Here is a 19,884-nt window from a genome sequence, read left to right on the forward strand (position 1 = left end):
GGAATGCCATCAGATAAAAATAATAAAATTCCCTTTAATGAAGATAATTACACACATAATATTGAACGGAATAATGAAAGAAAACTGGATAGACGAGGATTTATGAAAACATTAGCTGGGGCAGCGGGTGTATTCGCTGTTTCCTCCCTTCCATGGGGAGCTGTTGCAGCAAAGGAATTAATGGGACTCGGTGAGAAAGAATATCCGCATAAAAAAATTACCGATGTCAGCAAATTGGCGGTAGGGGATTCATTAGAATTTAAATTCCCTGGTGAGCATGATGATGCGATTATTATTAGATTAAATGAAAATAAGTATGTTGCGTATCAAAATGCATGTACACATCTTCGCTGCCCTGTATTTTGGGTGAAAGAACAAAACCAAATGGTTTGTCCTTGTCATCACGGATTCTTCGATGCAGAAACTGGAGCACCGACTGGAGGACCACCAAGACGTCCGCTGCCCGAAATTCAAGTGAAAGTAGAAAATGGTGCAATTTTTGCAGTGAGGGTGAAGCGTTATGAAGCGTAGTTACGTAGGAGTTGCCGTCCTTGCATTCATTTTGTTCCTTAACATTATATTTACACAATATATGGTTCACCAATTCTTTTATGAAAATTATGTAAACACATTGATATTTTGCGGGTTGAACATCTTGTTGTTCCCGATCGCATTATTTGCTTATAAAAAGATGAAAAATGTAAAGGCGTGAGTCAAATGAACAGTGAAACATACCTTGATTTTTGTTTTATTAGAAAATCTTCCGGAAATTTTGCAGCTGAAGTAGACGAAATGTTATCGAAGCTATTCAAAGGTGTCCGCTTAAATTGGTATTTAGACGAGAAAATTGAGGATGACATGGAAATTGTCGTAGCTGAAGTTAAAGGCATGAGCAAATGGCAATCAGAAGAAGAAACAATTGCCTATATAGAGGAACATGCAGAAGAGACATTTTGGGATACACTTCAAGGCTATAAAATGTTTATCTATCCGGCAAAGAGAGGGTGCGGTAGCTGTGGGACCCACTGAAATCGAAAAAATTGAGTCATTTATTTCTTATCGGGCTGAAGTAGCGATCTTAGATCAGCCCGGTGAAGATCAAGCACCTTTTGTGAAAAAAACGATAACGAAAACAGGGCTATGTCCTGATAAGACGCATTTGCGCATTTATTTTGATGATAAATATTTCTTCGCTGTACCCTTAAAAGCAGACGTAAGAATGAGCGAAAATGAATGGTCAGCGTATGACCATGAAGCAGGATTAAATTATGTTATTAGAAGAGAGCGTGGACCAGATGCTTAGAAAAATTCAGCTCCCATTACAAACATTAAATCTTGTTGTCGGCTTTATGATTTGGGTGTTGATATCTTCGTTACTGCCGTTTATAAAAGAAGATATTGCTATTCCTGATAATCAATTGGCACTTGTTACAGCTATTCCAGTTATTCTAGGGTCGATATTACGTGTTCCTCTGGGTTATTATGCCAATCAATTTGGAGCAAGGAAAATTTTTCTTATCAGCTTTGTCCTGCTATTATTCCCAGTTTATTATATTAGTGTTGCGAATTCATTAGCAGATTTATTGGTAGGGGGATTATTTCTCGGAATTGGCGGAGCCGTGTTTTCAGTTGGGGTGACATCTCTGCCAAAGTATTATCCAAAGGAAAAACATGGCTTTATAAATGGGATTTACGGTGCCGGAAATCTGGGTACTGCCATATCTGCATTTGCAGCACCTGTTGTTGCAACAAAATTTGGCTGGTCAACAACTGTTCAGCTTTATCTCATTATTCTAGGCATTTTCATTCTTGCTAACTTTCTTTTAGGGGATAAACAGGAAACTAAAGTAAAAACACCGCTTTTAGAACAAATTAAAGGTGTATATAAAAATGAAAAGCTTTGGCTGTTGAGTTTGTTCTACTTTATCACATTTGGATCGTTTGTTGCATTCACGATCTATCTGCCAAACTTTCTTGTTGCGAATTTTGGTCTTGATAAGGTAGATGCAGGTTTTCGAACAGCTGGTTTTATTGTCATCGCTACACTCATGAGACCCATTGGCGGGTGGCTGGCAGACCGTTTTCATTCGCTAATTCTTCTGATGTTTGTTTTCGGTGTTTACACGGTTTCTGCTATGATCCTATCATTTGCACCTTCTATCGGCTGGTATACGTTTGGATGCCTAACAATCGCCCTTTGCGCTGGTATTGGGAACGGTGTGATCTTTAAGCTTGTTCCAATGTACTTTAGTAAACAGGCAGGGATTGTGAATGGGATCGTTTCTGCTATGGGTGGTTTGGGCGGATTTTTTCCGCCAATTATTCTCACCTTGCTGTTTAACCTGACTGGTCACTATGCTATTGGCTTTATGGCTCTATCAGAGGTGGCTCTTGCAAGCTTAATTTTAGTTGTCTGGATGTATTTTCAAGGAAAAATGAGTCTAGCTAATGAAGTTTTAAACCATACAGTTGAGGGAATTATGATTACCGATATGAGCGGAAAAATCATTTCTGTCAATCCAGCCTTTACAAAGATTACAGGTTTTGAAGCTTCTGAAGCAATCGGAAAGAATCCGAATATTCTTAAATCGACTAAACAAGCAAAGAATTTTTATGAAGATCTCTGGCGTTCGATTGAAACCAACGGGTTTTGGCAAGGGGAAATATGGAATACCCGCAAAGATGGAGAGGAGTATCTCCAATGGTTAACGATAAGTGCGGTAAAGAACGATGCTGGTGAAGTAGTTCAATATGCAGGAATGTTTAGTGATATATCAAATCATAAGAAGAGAAAAGCGTAAGGATGGGTTAAAGGAGGGGTGACATGGAAAGACAGCCAGAAAAAACGGATATTAGTTCCTATATTATTCAATCACAGGAAGAAGAGATTAAACGAATCGCACTCGAACTGCATGAAGGGGTCGGACAAACATTATATAGTCTTTATACAGGGATGCAGTTTATTGGAAATGCGGTTCAGCAGGATGAAATGAAGGGTTATGTGAGCGATATGGCTGAATTGCTTGAAAAAACAATTCAAGAAATACGGCTGCTGGCTGTCGAGCTGCATCCTCCTACCCTTACTACTCTAGGACTGCTTCCTGCGATGAAAAGCTACCTGAAGCTATACACTTCCACATTCGGAATTGAGGTAGAGTTGAAGACTTCTGGTAAGGAAGTGCCATTAGAGAATAGACAAAAAATTACTCTTTTTCGAGTCTGCCAAGAGGCTTTAGCAAATATTGCAAGATATGCGGATACAGTAAAAGCAGAAATAACTTTTACATGGAAATTAGATCATTTATCCATTATCATTAAAGATAGCGGCAAAGGATTTGATATTGATGAGGGGTGGCAACAGTCGACTGGTCTTGCAGCAATGAAGGAAAGAATGCATTTAATCGGGGGAGAATGGCATCTTTCATCAAAGATCGGAGAAGGGACTACAGTCGAACTTTATCTACCATTAATATAGAAGAAAAAAACAAGGGATTTGCTATGACGCAATCCCTTGTTATGTATTTTACGATTAACAATCGAACAAAGTTAGGGGGAGCTGGGATGATCAAGATTCTGCTCTGTGATGACCATGCAGTTGTAAGAATGGGGTTGAAAATGCTATTAAACAATCATTCTGATTTAGAAGTGATAGGGGAAGCTTCTGAAGGGAATGAAGGCATTCAAAAGTCACTTGAATTAAAGCCAAATGTCGTTGTAATGGATTTAAGTATGCCGCATGGGAAAGATGGTCTTTCTGCAACAACAGAATTAAAAAAGCTGCTGCCTGAAACGGCCATACTTATACTAACAATGCATGATGATGAGGAATACTTATTTAGAGCCATTCAAGCGGGGGCATCGGGATGTATTTTAAAAAGCGCTCCCCATGATGAACTTCTTTCAGCAATCCGTTCGGTAGCTGCAGGAAATGCTTATTTGCATCCCTCAGCAACGAAAAGATTAATGGAAGAATACATTGGAAATGTGAAAAATGGGAATGTTGACACGTTTAATCTACTTTCTGATAGGGAAAAAGAAGTGCTGACTTTAATTGCGAAAGGATTTTCAAATAAGGAAATTGCTGAACAGCTCGTTATCAGTGTTAAAACGGTTGAAACACATAAAGGAAATTTGATGGAAAAGCTGCAAATGAAAACAAGGCCGGAGCTAGTTGAAATAGCGTTGAAAAAGGGGTTATTAGGATATGGAATTTAAAGGGGGAGTGCAATCTTGAATCAATTATTTGAGATTGCACATACATGCGAGTTCATTTTATCTAAAATAGCCGCTGATTTTGTCGGCCTTGCTTTGCAAAATAGGGAAGGACCTGATGTCAGATGGCATTATGCAGCTGGGAATAGCAATGATAAATATAAGAAAATCACTGTTCGATATGGAAAAGGAATTGCTGGGAAAGTGATTTCGACTGGAAGTCCGATAACGATCAATAATTTTCCTGAGAATATACATGGAAAAGCGCTTGAATATCCGATTATGCTTGCTGAAAAGCTGCTTTATGCATTTGCTGTGCCGATTTATTTTAAAGGTGCGCCAAAAGGTGTATTACTGGTAGGGCGACGAACAAATACGCCGATTACCGTAGGGGAACAAAATATCGTCAGGCAGGCTGCACGAACTTTAGAAGGAATGATTAGCAGTCTGTTTTAACGGCAATCAGGAGGAACAGATATGGACAGGGATAGTCAGACACAATTTAATTTTAATGACACTCCTAGTTCTGGAGATGCGACTATTCTAGTGAATGAAAAAGGGATTATTTCATATTCGAATGAACGGGCATGTCACATATTTGGATATGAAAAAGATGAAATGATCGGAGCAGAGCTAATTCGTTTGATGCCAGAGATAAATCTTGTTGCTGCTAAAGAAGGAATGATCATTCATCAGTTTGGAAAACATCAGATGGGTTATGATTTTTCTTTGTTTTTTCGAATAAACTCTTTTTCACTTAGTAATGAAAATTTCTTCCTTATTGTTTTTAATGGTGTGAAGGATCAATCAAGACTTAAATCTCAGCATGCTTATTATATGAATGAGCTTGTCGATTTAAAATATGCCCTAGATGAATCAACAATCGTTGCTTTTACTGACCAAAAAGGAATCATCACATATGTGAATGATAAATTTTGCGAGGTTTCAAAGTATTCAGCCGAGGAACTAGTAGGGAAAGATCATCGAATTATTAATTCTGGTTTTCATTCAAAGGAATTTATGAGAGACCTTTGGAAGACAATTGGAAATGGGGAAGTATGGCGTGGAGAAATTAAGAATAAAGCGAAGGATGGTTCCTTTTACTGGGTTGATACGACCATTGTTCCTTTTCTTAACGAAAAAGGCATACCGTTTAAATATTTAGCCATACGGAATGAAATCACAGAGTATAAGCAAGTTGTGGAAGAACTGAAAAAGTCTGTTAATGAGTTGAGCGACCTTAAATTTGCACTTGATTCATCGTCAATTGTTGCTATTACTGATCAAAAAGGAACCATTCATTATGTCAATGATCAATTTTGCCGTATTTCTAAATATTCAAGAGATGAATTAATTGGCAGAGACCACCGGATTATTAATTCGGGATTTCATCCTAAACGATTTTTTGCTGATTTGTGGCGAACTATAGCATCGGGAAAAGTGTGGAAGGGTGAAATTAAAAATCGAGCCAAAGATGGTACATATTATTGGGTAGACACGACAATCGTTCCATTCCTTGATGAACATAGACGCCCATACCAATATTTGGCGATTAGACATGAAATAACAAAGAGGAAAAAGGTAGAAGAAGAACTCCAATTAATGATGGCGAAAATCATAAATGTGCAGGAAGATGAGCGACGGCGGCTGTCCCGAGAATTACATGACGGGATTGGACAAAACCTTTATAGCCATCTAATTACAATCAATCGGATGCAATCGGAACTGAATCATCCTTTATTAGATCAAATGCAGGATGAAGCAACTGAAATTATCGAAGAGCTCAGGGATCTTTCCTGGGCTTTGCGGCCTTCAGTTCTTGATGACCTTGGATTAATTCCAGCCATTCGTTCCTACCTAGTGCGGTTTTCCGATCATAGCCATATAAATGTTCATTTTGACTGCTATTTGAATACAAGATTAAGTGAAAATAAAGAAATAACCATTTATCGAATTATTCAGGAGGCATTGACCAATATAAGGAAATATGCGGATACGGATGAAGCAACCGTTACGATTCGAGAAATGGAAGATGAAGTGAGAGTCATGATTGAGGATAAGGGCAAAGGGTTTGATATACAAGAAGTTTCCCGAGGAGTGGGCCTTTTTAGTATGGAAGAAAGGGCCAAAGCCGTACAAGGGAGCATTAAGATCCAGTCAATTAAGGATAGAGGGACAAAAATTATTTTGGACGTTCCACTATAGGAAAAAGCTGCCTGCTCGGCAGCTTTTTTCTCTGGCTGAATCATGATGATTTTGTCGAAAAATCGATATTTTTGTTTTTTCGCAGATATAACATATAATTTCGTAGATATATTTAATATTTCGTAAATAAATTTCTTTTTTCGTAGATATAATTATATTTCGAAGATTTTTATATCGTCATACAGGGCAAAACTTTCTAGATTGCTCTTTAATTCATACCACATTTCCTATATTATGAAGAAATATAATTAATTGTAGTAATGTAATATTGTTTAGGAGGGAAAAGGGTGGAAAATAGATTTCCCCAAACCTATGAAGTGATTGAATTATGTCTGCTTGCTGGGAAAATTATGCTGCAGTGCGGAGCAGAAACCTATCGAGTCGAGGATACAATGACAAGGATTGCGGCTTCGTTCGGCATTCCTCAATCACATAGCTATGTAACACCGACTGGAATTATTTTTTCTATTGATGGAACAGAACCAGCAAAATTTATTCGAATATCCGAGCGGACAACGGATTTATATAAGGTTACACTTGTAAATGGAGTTTCGAGAAAGTTAAGCAGCGGAGAAATGACTTCTGAACAAGCGCTTAATCGATTGAAAGAAATTCAAAATGCTGACTTTACTTTTCCGATTTATCAGCAAATCATTGCTGCATCCATTGCTAGCGGCTGCTTCTTAATGATGTTTTTAGGACAGTGGAGTGATTTTATTCCTGCAGTCATTGCAGGAGGATTAGGATTTGTTTGTTTTGTCTATATTCATCAAATATTAAAGGTTAGATTTTTTTCTGAATTTGTTGCATCACTTGTAATCGGTCTAATTGCCTTTCTGTTTGTAAAAATGGGTGTCGGGACACAGCTTGATAAGATCATAATTGGGTCGGTTATGCCGCTTGTCCCAGGTCTATTAATTACCAATGCTGTAAGGGATTTGATGGCGGGGCACTTAGTTTCGGGATTATCAAAAGGGGCTGACGCATTCTTAACTGCCTGTGCGATTGGAACTGGAATTGCAGTTGTCGTCGCCTTTTATTAGGATAAACGGAGGGTATACAGCAAATGATTGTACACTTAATAACAAGTTTCATTGCCTCTGCAGCGTTTGGCATTCTTTTTAATGCGCCTAAAAAGTCATTGCTGAAATGTGGGTTTGTTGGCATGGCTGGATGGTTTGTTTACATCTTCCTCGTGAATAAGGAATTCGATGCGGTTGTCGCGTCTTTAGTTGCCGCTTTTGTGATAGCGGTTATTAGTCAAATCTTTGCTAGAATGTACAAAACACCAATCATAATTTTCAGTGTCGCAGGGATCATTCCGCTTGTTCCAGGAGGTTTAGCCTATGATGCGATGCGCCATTTTGTTGTCAACGATTATAATGGCGCGATTCAGCTAGCCGCAAAGGCCTTTATGATTTCTGGTGCGATTGCTGTTGGACTTGTCATTTCAGAGGTCCTTTATCAGTTAATAATGAAAATAAAATTTAAAAAGACGAAAAAAGCTCATTAAATCAATTAACTTGTATGTTTATCAATCAAATCATATAATCCTAGTGATTGTATTTTTGGGACAAGGAGAAAAACGATATGATTCGCCGATTTTTTTCGTATTATAAACCGCATAAAAAACTTTTTACGATCGATTTTAGCAGTGCAGTCATTGTCGCAATTTTGGAGCTAGCATTTCCGCTTGCTGTACAATGGTTTGTAGATGATTTGCTTCCAAGCGGAAATTGGTCGAAGATTGTGTCTGTTAGTGCAGGACTTTTAACTTTATATTTAGTAAGCACCTTCTTGCAATATATTGTCAACTACTGGGGACACATGCTCGGAATTAATATTGAAACAGATATGAGACAGCAGCTGTTTCAGCATGTACAGCGGCAATCCTTCCGTTTCTTTGATAATACAAAGACAGGGCACATTATGAGCCGAGTGACAAATGATCTGTTTGATATTGGGGAATTGGCGCATCATGGACCAGAAGATTTATTTATTGCGATCATGACTTTTGTTGGGGCATTCTGGATCATGCTTACGATTAATGTGAAACTGGCACTAGTTACGATAATTATTACTCCGTTTCTTATTTGGCTTATCTCCTTCTGCAATATCCGTATGAATAAAGCATGGAAGAAAATGTACGGTGAAATTGCCGATGTGAATGCAAGAGTAGAGGATAGTGTTTCAGGTGTACGTGTTGTTCAATCATTTACAAATGAAGAATATGAGATTAGCAGATTTAGAAGCAATAATCAAAGATTTCGTTTAGCCAAGCTATCTGCCTATAAAATTATGAGTTTTAGTTCTTCTGGGATTTATATGCTTACGCGCTTAATGACTTTAATCGTCCTTGTTTTTGGTGCATGGCTGAGCTTTACCGGACAACTATCTTATGGAGAACTAGTTGGTTTTGTTCTTTATGTGAATGTTCTCTTAAAACCGATTGACAAAATTAGTGCATTATTGGAGCTTTATCCGAAAGGAATGGCAGGATTCAAACGCTTTCTAGAGTTAATGGATTCAGAACCTGAGGTAGAAGATGCAGAAGATGCCATTGAAGTTGCCACCCTTCGAGGGGATATTAAGTTTAATGATGTTTCCTTCAGCTATGATGAGCATAAATCTGTGCTGGAAGGGATTAATTTACGAATTAATAAAGGGGAGACAGTTGCGTTTGTTGGTCCTTCTGGCGCCGGAAAAACAACCATTTGCTCTCTAATCCCACGTTTTTATGATGTCAACAGCGGGAGCATAACAATCGATGGCCTGGATGTTAGGGAATTGACGAAAAAATCGCTCCGTTCACAAATTGGCATTGTGCAGCAGGATGTATTTCTATTTACAGGGACACTGAAAGAAAACATTGCCTATGGGATGCTGGGGGCATCGGATGAACAAATTGAAGAAGCGGCAAGAAGGGCCCACTTGGAAGACTTCATTGCTTCACTCCCGTTTGGCTATGAAACACAAATTGGGGAAAGAGGATTGAAGCTTTCAGGCGGTCAGAAGCAGCGGATTGCCATCGCACGAATGTTTCTAAAGAACCCGCCTATTCTTATTCTTGATGAAGCAACATCTGCATTAGATACAGAAACAGAACAAATTATTCAAACAGCACTAACCGAGCTTGCACAAGACCGAACAACACTTGTTATTGCTCATAGACTAGCAACGATTCGTAATGCTGACCGTATTGTCGTGGTAACGGAAGATGGAATTGCAGAAGAGGGACGCCATGATGAATTGATTGACCTTGGTGGCATATTCGCAAATCTTCATAAAGTACAATTCCAGAGATAAATTTAGCGCACAAGCAAAATGCTTGTGCTTTTTTTTGCCTATTTTTAAGAATATAGGGGGTTTTATTATGCATGTCCATCACTCATACATAACATGAAACTGTAAGGGTCCCTTAAATCTTTGTGAAAGGGGGGACTATTTATGCTAGTAATTCTTCTTCTTCTAATCATTCTGTTGTTTGCATGGATTTTGGCGATGATACTAGGCAGTGAAAATCAAGCACATACAATAAGAAATGCCATTCGTTCATTATTTGTACAAACGCCTGCAGCATAATTAGAAGGTACACTGGGAAATGATCCTCCCAGTGTATTTATTAGAAGGTGACTATATTTTTAAAAACTTTGAAAGGAGAGTTCACCAAGTGACAAGTAATAGTGAAGATACAGAAAAGCATTCTCTTAATAATGAATCAGCGATGAACTTAGTTACAAGCCTCCTGAAAAATGAAGATTCACTTAACTACAGTTCTTTAATGAATATGGCAAACAAGCTTTTGAATGATGAAACACTCATGGAGATTGTTGGAGAAATTGGCAATGCACCTGATGAAATGGAGGAAGAGCAGAATTTACAGCAAAATGAGGATCATGAGCTTTTCGTGTTACAAAAAAAAATAGAGGCAATGAACAAAGAGCTTATAAACACGAAACAAGAACTAGCAAGCCTAAAAAAGCAAGACACATCAATCATCGGTTTAGGAATGAAGGTCATGCATGCAGCAAGCCAAGATTTGAAAAAAGGCGTAAATATTCTCACTGGAGTAATAAATCTGCTGAAATAGAAAGCATTGCTTATATAGTAATGCTTTTTAACTGGAATTTAAATAGCAACAAAATAATATAGAAGGAATCTATACTTTTGATGAAGAATAAAGATAAATAATAATAAAATGATCAATTTTTAATTGTTTAGGATAAATTCCCCAATTCCAATTGATAGAATCAAAAAATAGAGAAATGGAGAAAAAGTATGAATAAACAGGCAAAAAATTTGATAAGCGGAAGCGTACTTGCTGTAAGCTTGAGCAGCTCGCATACATTTAGTAAGGAAAATGTAAATAGGATTAAATTAGTGGAAGGACTTGGGGTAGAAGGAGACGCACATTCTGGCCTAACAGTCAAACATCGCTCAAGAGTGGCGCAGAATCCGAATCAGCCTAATTTGAGACAAGTACATTTCATTCAATCTGAGTTATTCGATGAATTACACGACCGTTTTGATATTAAACCTGGTCAGCTAGGTGAAAATATCACAACCCATGGGATCAACCTTCTTGAATTGCCTGCAGACACAATTCTTCACGTAGGTAAAGAGGCGATCGTTAAAATAACTGGTCTACGTAATCCTTGTCAACAAATAGATCATTTTAAGCCCGGTCTTTTGCAAGCAGTTATAGATAAGGATAGTGAGGGAAATCTTATTCGCAAGGCTGGCATTATGGGAATTGTTTTGAAAAGTGGTGAGATAGAGCCGGGAGATTCAATTCATATTAAGCTGCCTCCTAAGCCATATCGGAAACTTGAGCGAGTATAACTAAAAGGAGCAGTATCTTTGTTAATTAAGTATGGAAAGAATGAATCAATACCTGATAAAAAGAGTATGGATGGTCTAATATTTTTACATAAGAATAATTTTGTCAGTTTTGATCATTTGATTCTCAAAATGGAAAGTGAAACAAAGGAACCCCGATTGAATGTGTGGGTTCCCTAGTAAAATAGTAAGATTATAATTGCTTATACACTTCAATTGCATCCGTAATGTTGAATTGTTCAGTTTGATGGTTTCCATTAGCACCTGCGGTAATTAGAAGATATTCATCTCCATTAATTACAGCGATGCTCGCCAGACACAATCCAGCTTGCTCTGTATAGCCTGTTTTCCCGCCAATAATCTCCCCGCTCAGAAAATTAGCTGGATCGATATTTTTAAACATACTGCTCTTAAATGTAATCCCATCTGGATGAAGATTTGATGGCAAAGTGGAATGTCTTTCTGCTGTAAAGATGGCTCGAAAGGTTTGATTTTTCAATGCATATTCCAATAGCACTGAAATATCCTTTACACTTGAATAATGGTCTCTATGATGTAGACCAGTAGCATTTATAAAATGCGTATCCTTCATACCGAGCTGCTTAGCCTTATCATTCATAAGCTGAACAAATGCTGCTTCTGACCCAGCAATCTCATTTGCAAGCCCAATAGAAGCTTCTGCACCAGAAGGAAGCATTGTTCCGTAAAGAAGATCAATGGCAGCTACTTTTTCATTTGGCAGAAATCCAGCCATTGATGCATTAGCCGCGTAAAGGTCGGAAAACAATCTTTCAGGTAGTAAAATCTGCTTATGCAAATCAGATAAATTCTCAATAGCGACTAATGCAGTCATTATTTTTGTGAGGGAAGCAGGGAAGATGATTTCCTCACTATGTTTTTCCATCAAGATTTTATGATCCTTTAAGTTTATTAAAATGGCATTTTGACTATGGAGATCACTTTCAATGGATGTATTACTTGCTATATGATTATTTGGCGTATCATGATCAGGTCTGTCTTGAATCAATCTATCGAACTTTTCCAACGGAATAAAAAAAATCGCTAGCACAATTAGAAAAGTAATGATCCAAGCAGTACGACTTGTACTTTTTCTTTTTCTCATAAAAACAACTCCTTATCTCATTGCTTCACTAATTAAAACATAAAAGAAGGAGTGAGTTTTTAATTTTCCATTATTGAAATCTTAAGATTTTCTTAAGAGTGGATCGGAACCGTAACCGTAAATATCGTCTTTTCTTCATTACTCTCCGCAGAAATTGTGCCTCCATGAGCATGGACAATTTCTTTAGCAATAGCTAGGCCTAATCCAGCCCCGCCTGTTTGTGTAGTACGGGAAGTATCTAGTCTATAGAACTTTTCAAATATCATTTCTAACTTTTGAGGAGGAATGACCTTCCCTTTATTAGTAAAAGTAATGATTGCCTGTTCGTTTTTCCTTGTTCCGCAAATTTCAATGATGCTATTTTCATAGCTATAAGTGATGGCATTTTTTAATATATTGTTAAATACTCTTGCTAACTTATTTGCATCAGCATCGATCTTAAGATCTTCCTCGACATCCACTATTGCTTGCTTTCCATTTGGGGCAAGTAACGGATAGAACTCATCTGCCATTTGCATAAGCATATAGTTCAGATTGATTGTTTCTTTTTCGAGTAAAATCGACTGTAGATTGAATCTCGTAATTTCGAAAAATTCATTGATCAATTGTTCTAAGCGTGTTGCTTTTTCCAATGTGATTTTTAGATATTTCTCTTTTTGCTCCATTGGCATATCGGATGCCTCATCTAATAGACTTAAATAGCCAATGACTGATGTCAATGGAGTTTTAATATCATGGGCTAAATAGACGACAAGATCATTTTTTCGCTGTTCTGCTTCCTTTGCATCCTTCGCACGCTTTTCAAGTTTGCTTTTCACTGTATTAAGCTTTTTTTCCATAAAATCCAGTTCAGCAGGAAGTTGAATGTCGGTTTCAGATTCCTCAGTTAGCCTATCCACTCCTTCGCTGATTTTGTTAAAATAGCGTGTAAATCGAGTGAGTGCCAGGTAAAAAATAACAAGCAGCAATAAAATGAAACCAACTGCCAGCCACAATGATTTATTCATTTGAAATATTGATGAGTAAATATTTTGTGCAGTATAGAAATCGAGCTGAAGCACGTTTTCACAAAAGTAAATAAACATATTGGCAAAAGGATCCTGCAGGACACCATCAATGAATGCATAATAAATGAAATAACCGACAATGATCGTTAAGAGTAAAATTAAAGTAATCTGAAGAATAATTTTCCTTTTTAATTTGCTAAATTCATTATTCAATCGTATACCCCACTCCCCAGACTGTTTTTATATATTTGGGCTTTTCTGCGGAATCATTCATTTTTTCTCGCAAATGTCTAATATGAACCATCACTGTATTATTGCTGCTAAAATACTTTTCGCCCCATACTTCCTTGAATAATTCCTCAGAACTAACGACGCGGCCCCGATTTACACTTAAAAACCATAAAATGGAGAATTCTGTCGGTGTCAGCGATAAAGCCTTTTCGTTTAGTTGGCACTTCCTCGTTTTTTGATCAAGGACTAAACCTGAGACGGTGATGATATGTTCATTTTCTTCTGTATCCTGCTGATTATATTTTGTAAATCTCCTAAGCTGAGCTTTTACACGGGCAATCAGCTCCAAAGGGCGAAAGGGTTTTGTAATATAATCATCCGCACCCAATGTTAAGCCAGTAATTTTATCAATCTCTTCATCCTTGGCAGTGAGCATGATAACAGGGAAATGATATTTTTCTCTGATTTTCTGACAAATAGCAAATCCATCTGTTACCGGCATCATTACATCAAGAATGGCGAGATCCAGTTTTTCTGTGTTAATGCAATTTAGAGCTTCCTTAGCGGTATAATACTTAAAGACAGTATAATTTTCATTTTTTAAATATACTTCAATTAAATCTGCAATTTCCTTTTCATCATCAACGACTAAAATATTCCTGCTCATTTATAAAGTTCCTCCATAAAATTTTGCCCTTCTTACCTACTTTAACAGCTTTTTGATTGGATTCAACTTTTTGGCCAGACGATACATTAGTAAAAATAATAAAGACAAATTTAAGTTACTCAAACTGCTGAGTAACTTTTTTAAATGTCCTTGTTTCCCTATAAGGAAATTGAAATTAGCGAATAATTAGTCTGTTTTTTGAAAGGTGAAAAAAATAGCATAGTATGTTATAGTAACAAAGAGTTTTTATACATTTTGGTATAAAAACTTAATAATATCCTATGAGTGATAGTCATTTGATCGATACACCTTTCTGGGATAGGTATCATTAAATATAGAGTATAGGATATCTATTTAGGAATTAAAGGGGAAAAATGATGAGTGAATATCAACATTTTATTAACACAATTACGGCAGATGTAATGAAGGAAAATATTAAATTATTGGAGCCGATCAGAAATCATACGTTTACAAAACTTGGTGGAGTGGCAGACCTTTTTATTACACCTTCTAGTTTTGCTGAGATACAGTCAGTCGTAAAGCAGGCAAAAAAGTTCGATATTCCTGTCACAATTCTAGGAAGCGGTTCGAATGTAATTGTAAGAGATGGCGGGATTCGCGGCATTGCATTATGTCTTACTAAGTTTAATCAAATATGTGTAAATGAAGATGTGATTACCGCTCAAAGCGGAGCCGCTATCATTGGTGTTTCTAACTTTGCATTAGAATATGAACTCACTGGATTAGAGTTTGCGTGTGGAATTCCAGGAAGTGTTGGCGGAGCATTATATATGAATGCTGGTGCTTATGGAGGACAAATTTCAGATGTACTTGAAAAAGCGACAGTTATGACATGGGATGGCGACATTCTATCGTTGTCAAAAGAAGCTTTGCAATTAGGCTATCGTAAAAGTATTTTCATGAATGGGGATTATGTGATTTTAGAAGCTGAATTTCAGCTTAAACAAGGTGATCCCAAATCAATCAAACAAAAAATGGAAGAATTAACCATTGCTAGACAATCAAAACAACCTCTTGAATATCCTTCTTGTGGAAGTGTATTTAAGCGCCCACCTGGACACTATGCTGGAAAATTAATTCAAGATAGCGAGCTGCAAGGTACAAGAGTTGGCGGAGCAGAGGTATCAAAAAAACATGCAGGCTTCATCGTCAATATTGATCAGGCTACTTCAAAAGACTATATTGAATTGATTAACGTAGTTAAAGGAACGGTAAAGAAAAACTTTGGTGTTGATTTAGAAACAGAAGTAATTTTTTTAGGTGAAGAATAAAACTTGTAAGAATAGCAATAAGGTATGTTAGAACCTGCCTAAATGCATTAATATCTTGCAAATATTAATTATGATAGGTGGTAGAAATAGAATGTCAGAAAACAATAAACCGTATAGAGTCCTTTTGTATTATATGTATGTCCCAATTGATCTTCCTGAAGAGTTTGCTAGCGAACATTTAAGAATGTGTAAGGAGCTTGATTTAAAGGGCAGAATTCTTGTCGCTGAGGAAGGAATTAATGGAACAGTTTCCGGTACTATCGAACAAACCGATCGTTATATGGAGACAATGAAAGCAGATCCTCGTTTTGCTGAAATGGTTTTTAAAATAGACGAGGCTGACGATCATGCTTTTAAAAAGATGCATGTACGTCCAAGAAAGGAACTTGTTACTCTTCGTTTAGAGGATGACATTAATCCGAAGGAAGTAACCGGCCAATATTTAAGCCCGAAAGAATTCTATGAAGCAATGCAGGATGAAAATACCATAGTGATCGACGCCAGAAATGATTATGAATATGATCTAGGTCATTTTAGGGGCGCTGTAAGACCAGACATTAAGGCATTCCGTGAATTGCCTCAATGGATAAAGGAGAATAAAGAGGAGTTTGCGGATAAAAAAATCCTAACCTACTGCACTGGGGGCATCCGCTGTGAAAAATTCTCTGGCTGGCTAGTTAAAGAAGGGTTCCAAGATGTAGGTCAGCTACATGGAGGCATTGTAACTTATGGAAAAGATCCAGAGGTGCAAGGTGAACTTTGGGATGGGCAATGTTATGTATTTGATGAAAGAATTAGTGTTCCGGTAAATCAGAAGGAGCATGTCATTGTAGGAAAAGACTTCTTTACGGGTGAACCATGTGAGCGCTATGTAAACTGTGCCAATCCCGAATGCAACAAACAAATTATTTGCACTGAAGAAAATGAACATAAATATTTGCGCGGATGTACCCATGAATGTCGTGTTCACCCACGAAACCGTTATGTGAAAGAACATGAATTAATTGATGAAGAGGTTTCTGAGAGATTGAAGTTAATTAAGGAGAATATGGCAGAAGTTCAATAAAAAAATGCACATTTGTGCAATATTATAAGGGTTTGTCTTTTCCCGATAAGATGGGATCACTCATCTTACCGGGATTTTTTCAATATTCAAGACAGCATATGCCTCCATAAAAGCAAAAAATGGACTCTACATAGAGTAGTAATAAAAAAATGCTAACGACAAAGGCCGCCAGCATTCCTATTCTGAATCATAATCCTTTATTAAAAATCTGCAATGCGCATCATTGTCTGCCTTACAGGTTAGTCTTTTTACATTGCTGGTTCCTAAGACTTCCTTGAACATTTCAGTTTCACAAGAACAAGCTTTTTTATACTCTTTTGCAACGGCAAAGATAGGACAGTTGTATTCTACTAATTCAAACGTTTTATTATCAATTCTTGTCACATCAGCCATATATCCTTTTTTTATCTGAATATTTTTAAGCTCTACTATTTTTTCTTCGAAGTTTTTATGTTTCATGTGCATTATGTAACTATTTTTAAGCCGTTCACTTCTTTTTTCTAAAAGATAATCAATTATTCCTTCTCCATGTAATTCTTTTAAGTCATTCAGAAATTCTACAGTCATATTTTCATAACTTTTTGGGAATAGATCATTTGCTTTTTGTGATAAAGAATAAACAAGGATCGGCCTTCCCATTGGCTGTCTTACTTCCTTTATAGCCAGGAATAAATCTCGATCCAGTATATTTAAATGTTTTCGTACAGCCATTTCTGTAATTCCTAAAGACTTAGAAAGTTCATTAACAGTTAAATTTGTTTCTTTTTTTAATAGTTCAAGTATTTTATCTCTCGTAGAGACTCTAGAAACCAACGGCAGTCACCGTCCCTATTTTTGACAAATTAGCATTGAAAAGCCTAAATAAAATAGATGAAAATGATATAATGAAATTAGAATTTTAATTCTATCATATTAATAGCAAAAAAAATATATGTAGACTGCTAAATTTAATGCATAAAATCTGCATACTTTTTAGGTATTGTATTCATTGGCTGTGAAAGGAGGATAATTTGAGATGAAAAGGAGATTTATTGGTCTTACTTTGTTGGCCACTATTATGTTAGCTGCTTGCAGCGGAGGAAACACGAATGAAGAAACCTCTTCAAAAAAAGGAGAGACTGAAAACATTAAGGAGCTGGTCCATGATTATAGTACAGGCAAAATCAAGGATCATACAGCTTCAATCACATCAAAGCAACTCATTGTAACCGACAGCGATGAAAGTCAGTTAACCTATGAATTGCCTGAGGACGAGTTTTTTGTATCGATCGCTCCTTATGTTAATGAAACCCATCCATGAACGAATCATAGCTTGACAGGTTGTCAAGGAGAAATGGTGGAGAAAGAGTTTGAGGTATACATTGAAGATAATGAAGGCAATGTAATTGTGAATGAAACAATGAAATCTCAAGCAAATGGATTTATTGATTTATGGTTACCGCGAGATAAAAAGTATCATGTAACAATTTCGAATGATGGAAAAATGGTGGAGTCAAAGCTTTCTACTTTTGAAAATGACGGCACATGCATTACGACCATGCAATTATCATAGGAAAAACAAACCATTTTGATTCATCAAAATGGTTTGTTTTTTTGCTTTATATGGTTACTGGCTTTCTTTAGCATCAGATCTCTTGATAGACACATGTTGTGGAGGTTTTGGATAGGACGCCTTTTCTTTATCATCAGGTCCAGTAAGATCATTTCTTTGATCCAAAACCCGTCCTGTATACTCGATCGGCTGTCTGTCGGGCATCTTAATTTCACCACCTAATTTCTATTAGTGTAAGAGCAATGGATTATCATAAGGTGAATTAAATTGGTACTAGTTATTCTTGAAATTTTAAAAGGCAAGCATTCAATATGCCTGCCTTTATAAATACAATGCGGAAAAGATAAATACGAAAAGAATATTCAGGCTTAATTGTATGCAGGCATTCTTAACAGTTCATCGAACTTCCATTTTATTTTCTTCAAAAAGAATGCACCTTTAATAAACAGAGTTAATAATGCTGATATTAAGCGGAAAAGAATATTCAACATGTATCCCTCCACATTTAGATTTAGTGTTAGTAGGTAACACCAGTTATATTATTTATCAACGAATCCATAATTATTCAAGAGAGAAATTTCAGCTTATTTATTTTTTCCTTTTATTAAACGAGGGCGATCCTCCATTTGCGGAGGTTCTTCTAACCAGCCATTTTTTATCATAATTTTAATCCCATCATTTGCATAAAAGAATATATCTTTGGCAAATAAAGAAGTTTTTAAGATAACATCATTTCTTAAACTAAATACGGCTCCGAAACTTCCGCCAACGATCCCAAAACTATTTAAAAGATATACGCAAAACATCATAAGTTTTTGAGAAAATGGGGCGATTGTAGATGCTGTAACAGTGCTTCCAGAAGTAGCGGAAAACTGAACATCGCTTTCAAGCAGTATTTGTTCATATTCCTTTATTTGTTTCTTTGCTAGTTCTTTTCCTTTAACAAAATATTGTTTTACTTCATCATCCTCCGCACATTGGGCAAAACCAGTAATAAGCTGCATGCCAATATTATTTGTTTCAATCCCATGATGGAGGTACCCTAATTCAATATCATTTAGGGATCTTTTGTCGCTAAATAGTTTAAATCCCTTTAAATAGTCTTTGCTTTTAATAAACTCTGTGGTTTTGGGTATTGTTACGTTAGGTGGAAGGCTGAGTATTCCTTTTTCAAGTAAATATAATGTAGAAAGTTTATAAATTTTTTGGGTAATAGCAGTTAGTCCTTCGAAAATAGCCATCACATCATCACGGTAAGCCATATTCATGTTGATTGTGTACATCCCCATACTAACTTCCTTTAATATTCGAATGAACATAATATCAAATCCATTGTCATATAATTTCGGGGCTTCTAAGTTAACATCCTCATTTGTAAATCCTTTTGGGATCGCGGCTCCTTCATTTTTCAAAATCGTCTCTATTTTTTGAACATAATAGTGAAGTTCCTGCCATAAGCCGCCCATAATATTAATAGCCTGCTGGTCATCTGCTTTTGCGATAAAGTACTCTAATACTCTTAAAATAAGTGTTTTTTCTTGATATGTAAGCCAAAGTGTTCCTAGTTCGGATGAACTAATAGGATTTTTATAATTCATAAGTTTAATCACTCCAAAAACAATTTAAATTAATTATGTTCGTTAAACCTATGAATTATTCTATCGTTAAAAAAGGACTGGAGTTTCTCCAG

24 protein-coding genes are annotated in these 19,884 nt (G+C 36.6%); 17 read left to right on the forward strand and 7 right to left on the reverse strand.

The window, feature by feature from the left end; genetic code table 11:
- The first annotated feature begins 3 nt into the window (after positions 1 to 3).
- The 14 genes from C1726_RS21580 to C1726_RS21645 all read left to right on the forward strand — a co-directional run bounded on the left by C1726_RS21580 (position 4) and on the right by C1726_RS21645 (position 11,259).
- Positions 4 to 531 (forward strand): Rieske (2Fe-2S) protein, encoded by a 528-nt coding sequence (locus tag C1726_RS21580; protein ID WP_102275031.1) that lies wholly within the window; start codon positions 4 to 6, stop codon positions 529 to 531.
- Between the two features lie 186 nt (positions 532 to 717).
- Complete coding sequence (locus C1726_RS21590; RefSeq protein ID WP_102275033.1) at positions 718 to 1,029, forward strand: hypothetical protein; 312 nt, start codon at positions 718 to 720, stop codon at positions 1,027 to 1,029.
- Positions 1,016 to 1,303 (forward strand): hypothetical protein, encoded by a 288-nt coding sequence (locus tag C1726_RS21595; protein ID WP_102275034.1) that lies wholly within the window; start codon positions 1,016 to 1,018, stop codon positions 1,301 to 1,303. The genes C1726_RS21590 and C1726_RS21595 overlap by 14 nt, the downstream gene beginning before the upstream one ends.
- On the forward strand, positions 1,296 to 2,801 hold the full coding sequence (locus tag C1726_RS21600; protein ID WP_102275035.1) for a nitrate/nitrite transporter: 1,506 nt from the start codon (positions 1,296 to 1,298) through the stop codon (positions 2,799 to 2,801). The genes C1726_RS21595 and C1726_RS21600 overlap by 8 nt, the downstream gene beginning before the upstream one ends.
- Positions 2,802 to 2,824: 23 nt before the next feature.
- Positions 2,825 to 3,475: a sensor histidine kinase gene (locus tag C1726_RS21605; protein ID WP_102275036.1), complete on the forward strand. Its 651-nt coding sequence runs from the start codon at positions 2,825 to 2,827 to the stop codon at positions 3,473 to 3,475.
- 86 nt (positions 3,476 to 3,561) lie between these two features.
- Positions 3,562 to 4,215: a response regulator gene (locus C1726_RS21610; RefSeq protein WP_102275037.1), complete on the forward strand. Its 654-nt coding sequence runs from the start codon at positions 3,562 to 3,564 to the stop codon at positions 4,213 to 4,215.
- A 15-nt stretch (positions 4,216 to 4,230) separates the two neighbouring features.
- Entirely contained in the window at positions 4,231 to 4,668 is a 438-nt protein-coding gene (locus tag C1726_RS21615) for a GAF domain-containing protein (protein WP_235822817.1), read from the forward strand.
- 21 nt (positions 4,669 to 4,689) lie between these two features.
- Positions 4,690 to 6,417, forward strand: a complete 1,728-nt coding sequence (locus tag C1726_RS21620; RefSeq protein ID WP_102275039.1) for a sensor histidine kinase — start codon at positions 4,690 to 4,692, stop codon at positions 6,415 to 6,417.
- A 287-nt stretch (positions 6,418 to 6,704) separates the two neighbouring features.
- Positions 6,705 to 7,460, forward strand: coding sequence for a threonine/serine exporter family protein (locus C1726_RS21625; RefSeq protein ID WP_102275040.1), 756 nt, complete (start codon positions 6,705 to 6,707; stop codon positions 7,458 to 7,460).
- Positions 7,461 to 7,483: 23 nt separating this feature from the next.
- On the forward strand, positions 7,484 to 7,930 hold the full coding sequence (locus C1726_RS21630) for a threonine/serine exporter family protein (protein WP_102275041.1): 447 nt from the start codon (positions 7,484 to 7,486) through the stop codon (positions 7,928 to 7,930).
- Positions 7,931 to 8,007: 77 nt separating this feature from the next.
- Positions 8,008 to 9,723, forward strand: coding sequence for an ABC transporter ATP-binding protein (locus C1726_RS21635; protein ID WP_102275042.1), 1,716 nt, complete (start codon positions 8,008 to 8,010; stop codon positions 9,721 to 9,723).
- Between the two features lie 141 nt (positions 9,724 to 9,864).
- A complete protein-coding gene (locus tag C1726_RS26805) occupies positions 9,865 to 9,999 on the forward strand; it encodes a hypothetical protein (protein WP_268877038.1) in 135 nt (44 codons plus the stop codon).
- An 88-nt stretch (positions 10,000 to 10,087) separates the two neighbouring features.
- Positions 10,088 to 10,507: a hypothetical protein gene (locus tag C1726_RS21640; RefSeq protein WP_142385104.1), complete on the forward strand. Its 420-nt coding sequence runs from the start codon at positions 10,088 to 10,090 to the stop codon at positions 10,505 to 10,507.
- A gap of 188 nt (positions 10,508 to 10,695) precedes the next feature.
- Positions 10,696 to 11,259: an MOSC domain-containing protein gene (locus C1726_RS21645; protein ID WP_102275044.1), complete on the forward strand. Its 564-nt coding sequence runs from the start codon at positions 10,696 to 10,698 to the stop codon at positions 11,257 to 11,259.
- A 190-nt stretch (positions 11,260 to 11,449) separates the two neighbouring features.
- On the opposite strand, the gene C1726_RS21650 is transcribed toward C1726_RS21645, so the two are convergent.
- The 3 genes from C1726_RS21650 to vanR form a co-directional block, all read right to left on the reverse strand.
- Positions 11,450 to 12,379: a D-alanyl-D-alanine carboxypeptidase family protein gene (locus tag C1726_RS21650; protein WP_102275045.1), complete on the reverse strand. Its 930-nt coding sequence runs from the start codon at positions 12,377 to 12,379 to the stop codon at positions 11,450 to 11,452.
- Between the two features lie 92 nt (positions 12,380 to 12,471).
- Positions 12,472 to 13,599 (reverse strand): vancomycin resistance histidine kinase VanS, encoded by a 1,128-nt coding sequence (gene vanS / locus C1726_RS21655; protein ID WP_102275046.1) that lies wholly within the window; start codon positions 13,597 to 13,599, stop codon positions 12,472 to 12,474.
- Positions 13,592 to 14,284 carry a VanR-ABDEGLN family response regulator transcription factor gene (vanR, locus tag C1726_RS21660; RefSeq protein ID WP_102275047.1) on the reverse strand — a complete coding sequence of 231 codons (693 nt, stop codon included), beginning with the start codon at positions 14,282 to 14,284 and terminating at the stop codon, positions 13,592 to 13,594. Before vanR ends, vanS begins: the two co-directional genes overlap by 8 nt.
- A 377-nt stretch (positions 14,285 to 14,661) precedes the next feature.
- On the opposite strand from vanR, the gene murB reads away from it, so the two are divergent.
- Both murB and trhO read left to right on the forward strand, forming a co-directional pair.
- Positions 14,662 to 15,576, forward strand: a complete 915-nt coding sequence (gene murB / locus C1726_RS21665; protein WP_102275048.1) for a UDP-N-acetylmuramate dehydrogenase — start codon at positions 14,662 to 14,664, stop codon at positions 15,574 to 15,576.
- A 91-nt stretch (positions 15,577 to 15,667) separates the two neighbouring features.
- Entirely contained in the window at positions 15,668 to 16,642 is a 975-nt protein-coding gene (gene trhO, locus C1726_RS21670) for an oxygen-dependent tRNA uridine(34) hydroxylase TrhO (RefSeq protein WP_102275049.1), read from the forward strand.
- A gap of 177 nt (positions 16,643 to 16,819) precedes the next feature.
- On the opposite strand, the gene C1726_RS21675 is transcribed toward trhO, so the two are convergent.
- Positions 16,820 to 17,455: a helix-turn-helix transcriptional regulator gene (locus tag C1726_RS21675; RefSeq protein ID WP_102275050.1), complete on the reverse strand. Its 636-nt coding sequence runs from the start codon at positions 17,453 to 17,455 to the stop codon at positions 16,820 to 16,822.
- Between the two features lie 202 nt (positions 17,456 to 17,657).
- Between C1726_RS21675 and C1726_RS26335 the strand changes: the two genes are divergently transcribed.
- Positions 17,658 to 18,194: a CueP family metal-binding protein gene (locus C1726_RS26335; protein WP_180968264.1), complete on the forward strand. Its 537-nt coding sequence runs from the start codon at positions 17,658 to 17,660 to the stop codon at positions 18,192 to 18,194.
- Positions 18,195 to 18,248: 54 nt separating this feature from the next.
- On the opposite strand, the gene C1726_RS26340 is transcribed toward C1726_RS26335, so the two are convergent.
- From C1726_RS26340 to C1726_RS21690, 3 genes are all read right to left on the reverse strand, one after another.
- A complete protein-coding gene (locus C1726_RS26340; RefSeq protein ID WP_180968265.1) occupies positions 18,249 to 18,398 on the reverse strand; it encodes a hypothetical protein in 150 nt (49 codons plus the stop codon).
- A 164-nt stretch (positions 18,399 to 18,562) separates the two neighbouring features.
- Positions 18,563 to 18,685 (reverse strand): hypothetical protein, encoded by a 123-nt coding sequence (locus C1726_RS26810; protein WP_268877039.1) that lies wholly within the window; start codon positions 18,683 to 18,685, stop codon positions 18,563 to 18,565.
- Between the two features lie 93 nt (positions 18,686 to 18,778).
- Complete coding sequence (locus C1726_RS21690) at positions 18,779 to 19,792, reverse strand: DUF3231 family protein (protein ID WP_102275053.1); 1,014 nt, start codon at positions 19,790 to 19,792, stop codon at positions 18,779 to 18,781.
- Positions 19,793 to 19,884: the final 92 nt, after the last annotated feature.

The sequence above is a fragment of the Cytobacillus massiliigabonensis genome, from assembly GCF_900199725.1.
Classification (GTDB): Bacteria; Bacillota; Bacilli; order Bacillales; family Cytobacillaceae; genus Cytobacillus; species Cytobacillus massiliigabonensis.

What these genes read in the sequence shown, in the direction of transcription:
- C1726_RS21580 (WP_102275031.1), top strand. Translation starts at nt 4, where the DNA reads ATGCCATCAGATAAAAATAATAAAATTCCCTTTAATGAAGATAATTAC.
- C1726_RS21590 (WP_102275033.1), top strand. Translation starts at nt 718, where the DNA reads ATGAACAGTGAAACATACCTTGATTTTTGTTTTATTAGAAAATCTTCC.
- C1726_RS21600 (WP_102275035.1), top strand. Translation starts at nt 1,296, where the DNA reads ATGCTTAGAAAAATTCAGCTCCCATTACAAACATTAAATCTTGTTGTC.
- C1726_RS21605 (WP_102275036.1), top strand. Translation starts at nt 2,825, where the DNA reads ATGGAAAGACAGCCAGAAAAAACGGATATTAGTTCCTATATTATTCAA.
- C1726_RS21610 (WP_102275037.1), top strand. Translation starts at nt 3,562, where the DNA reads ATGATCAAGATTCTGCTCTGTGATGACCATGCAGTTGTAAGAATGGGG.
- C1726_RS21620 (WP_102275039.1), top strand. Translation starts at nt 4,690, where the DNA reads ATGGACAGGGATAGTCAGACACAATTTAATTTTAATGACACTCCTAGT.
- C1726_RS21630 (WP_102275041.1), top strand. Translation starts at nt 7,484, where the DNA reads ATGATTGTACACTTAATAACAAGTTTCATTGCCTCTGCAGCGTTTGGC.
- C1726_RS21635 (WP_102275042.1), top strand. Translation starts at nt 8,008, where the DNA reads ATGATTCGCCGATTTTTTTCGTATTATAAACCGCATAAAAAACTTTTT.
- C1726_RS26805 (WP_268877038.1), top strand. Translation starts at nt 9,865, where the DNA reads ATGCTAGTAATTCTTCTTCTTCTAATCATTCTGTTGTTTGCATGGATT.
- C1726_RS21645 (WP_102275044.1), top strand. Translation starts at nt 10,696, where the DNA reads ATGAATAAACAGGCAAAAAATTTGATAAGCGGAAGCGTACTTGCTGTA.
- C1726_RS21650 (WP_102275045.1), bottom strand. Translation starts at nt 12,379, where the DNA reads ATGAGAAAAAGAAAAAGTACAAGTCGTACTGCTTGGATCATTACTTTT.
- vanR (WP_102275047.1), bottom strand. Translation starts at nt 14,284, where the DNA reads ATGAGCAGGAATATTTTAGTCGTTGATGATGAAAAGGAAATTGCAGAT.
- murB (WP_102275048.1), top strand. Translation starts at nt 14,662, where the DNA reads ATGAGTGAATATCAACATTTTATTAACACAATTACGGCAGATGTAATG.
- trhO (WP_102275049.1), top strand. Translation starts at nt 15,668, where the DNA reads ATGTCAGAAAACAATAAACCGTATAGAGTCCTTTTGTATTATATGTAT.
- C1726_RS26340 (WP_180968265.1), bottom strand. Translation starts at nt 18,398, where the DNA reads ATGCCCGACAGACAGCCGATCGAGTATACAGGACGGGTTTTGGATCAA.
- C1726_RS26810 (WP_268877039.1), bottom strand. Translation starts at nt 18,685, where the DNA reads ATGTTGAATATTCTTTTCCGCTTAATATCAGCATTATTAACTCTGTTT.
- C1726_RS21690 (WP_102275053.1), bottom strand. Translation starts at nt 19,792, where the DNA reads ATGAATTATAAAAATCCTATTAGTTCATCCGAACTAGGAACACTTTGG.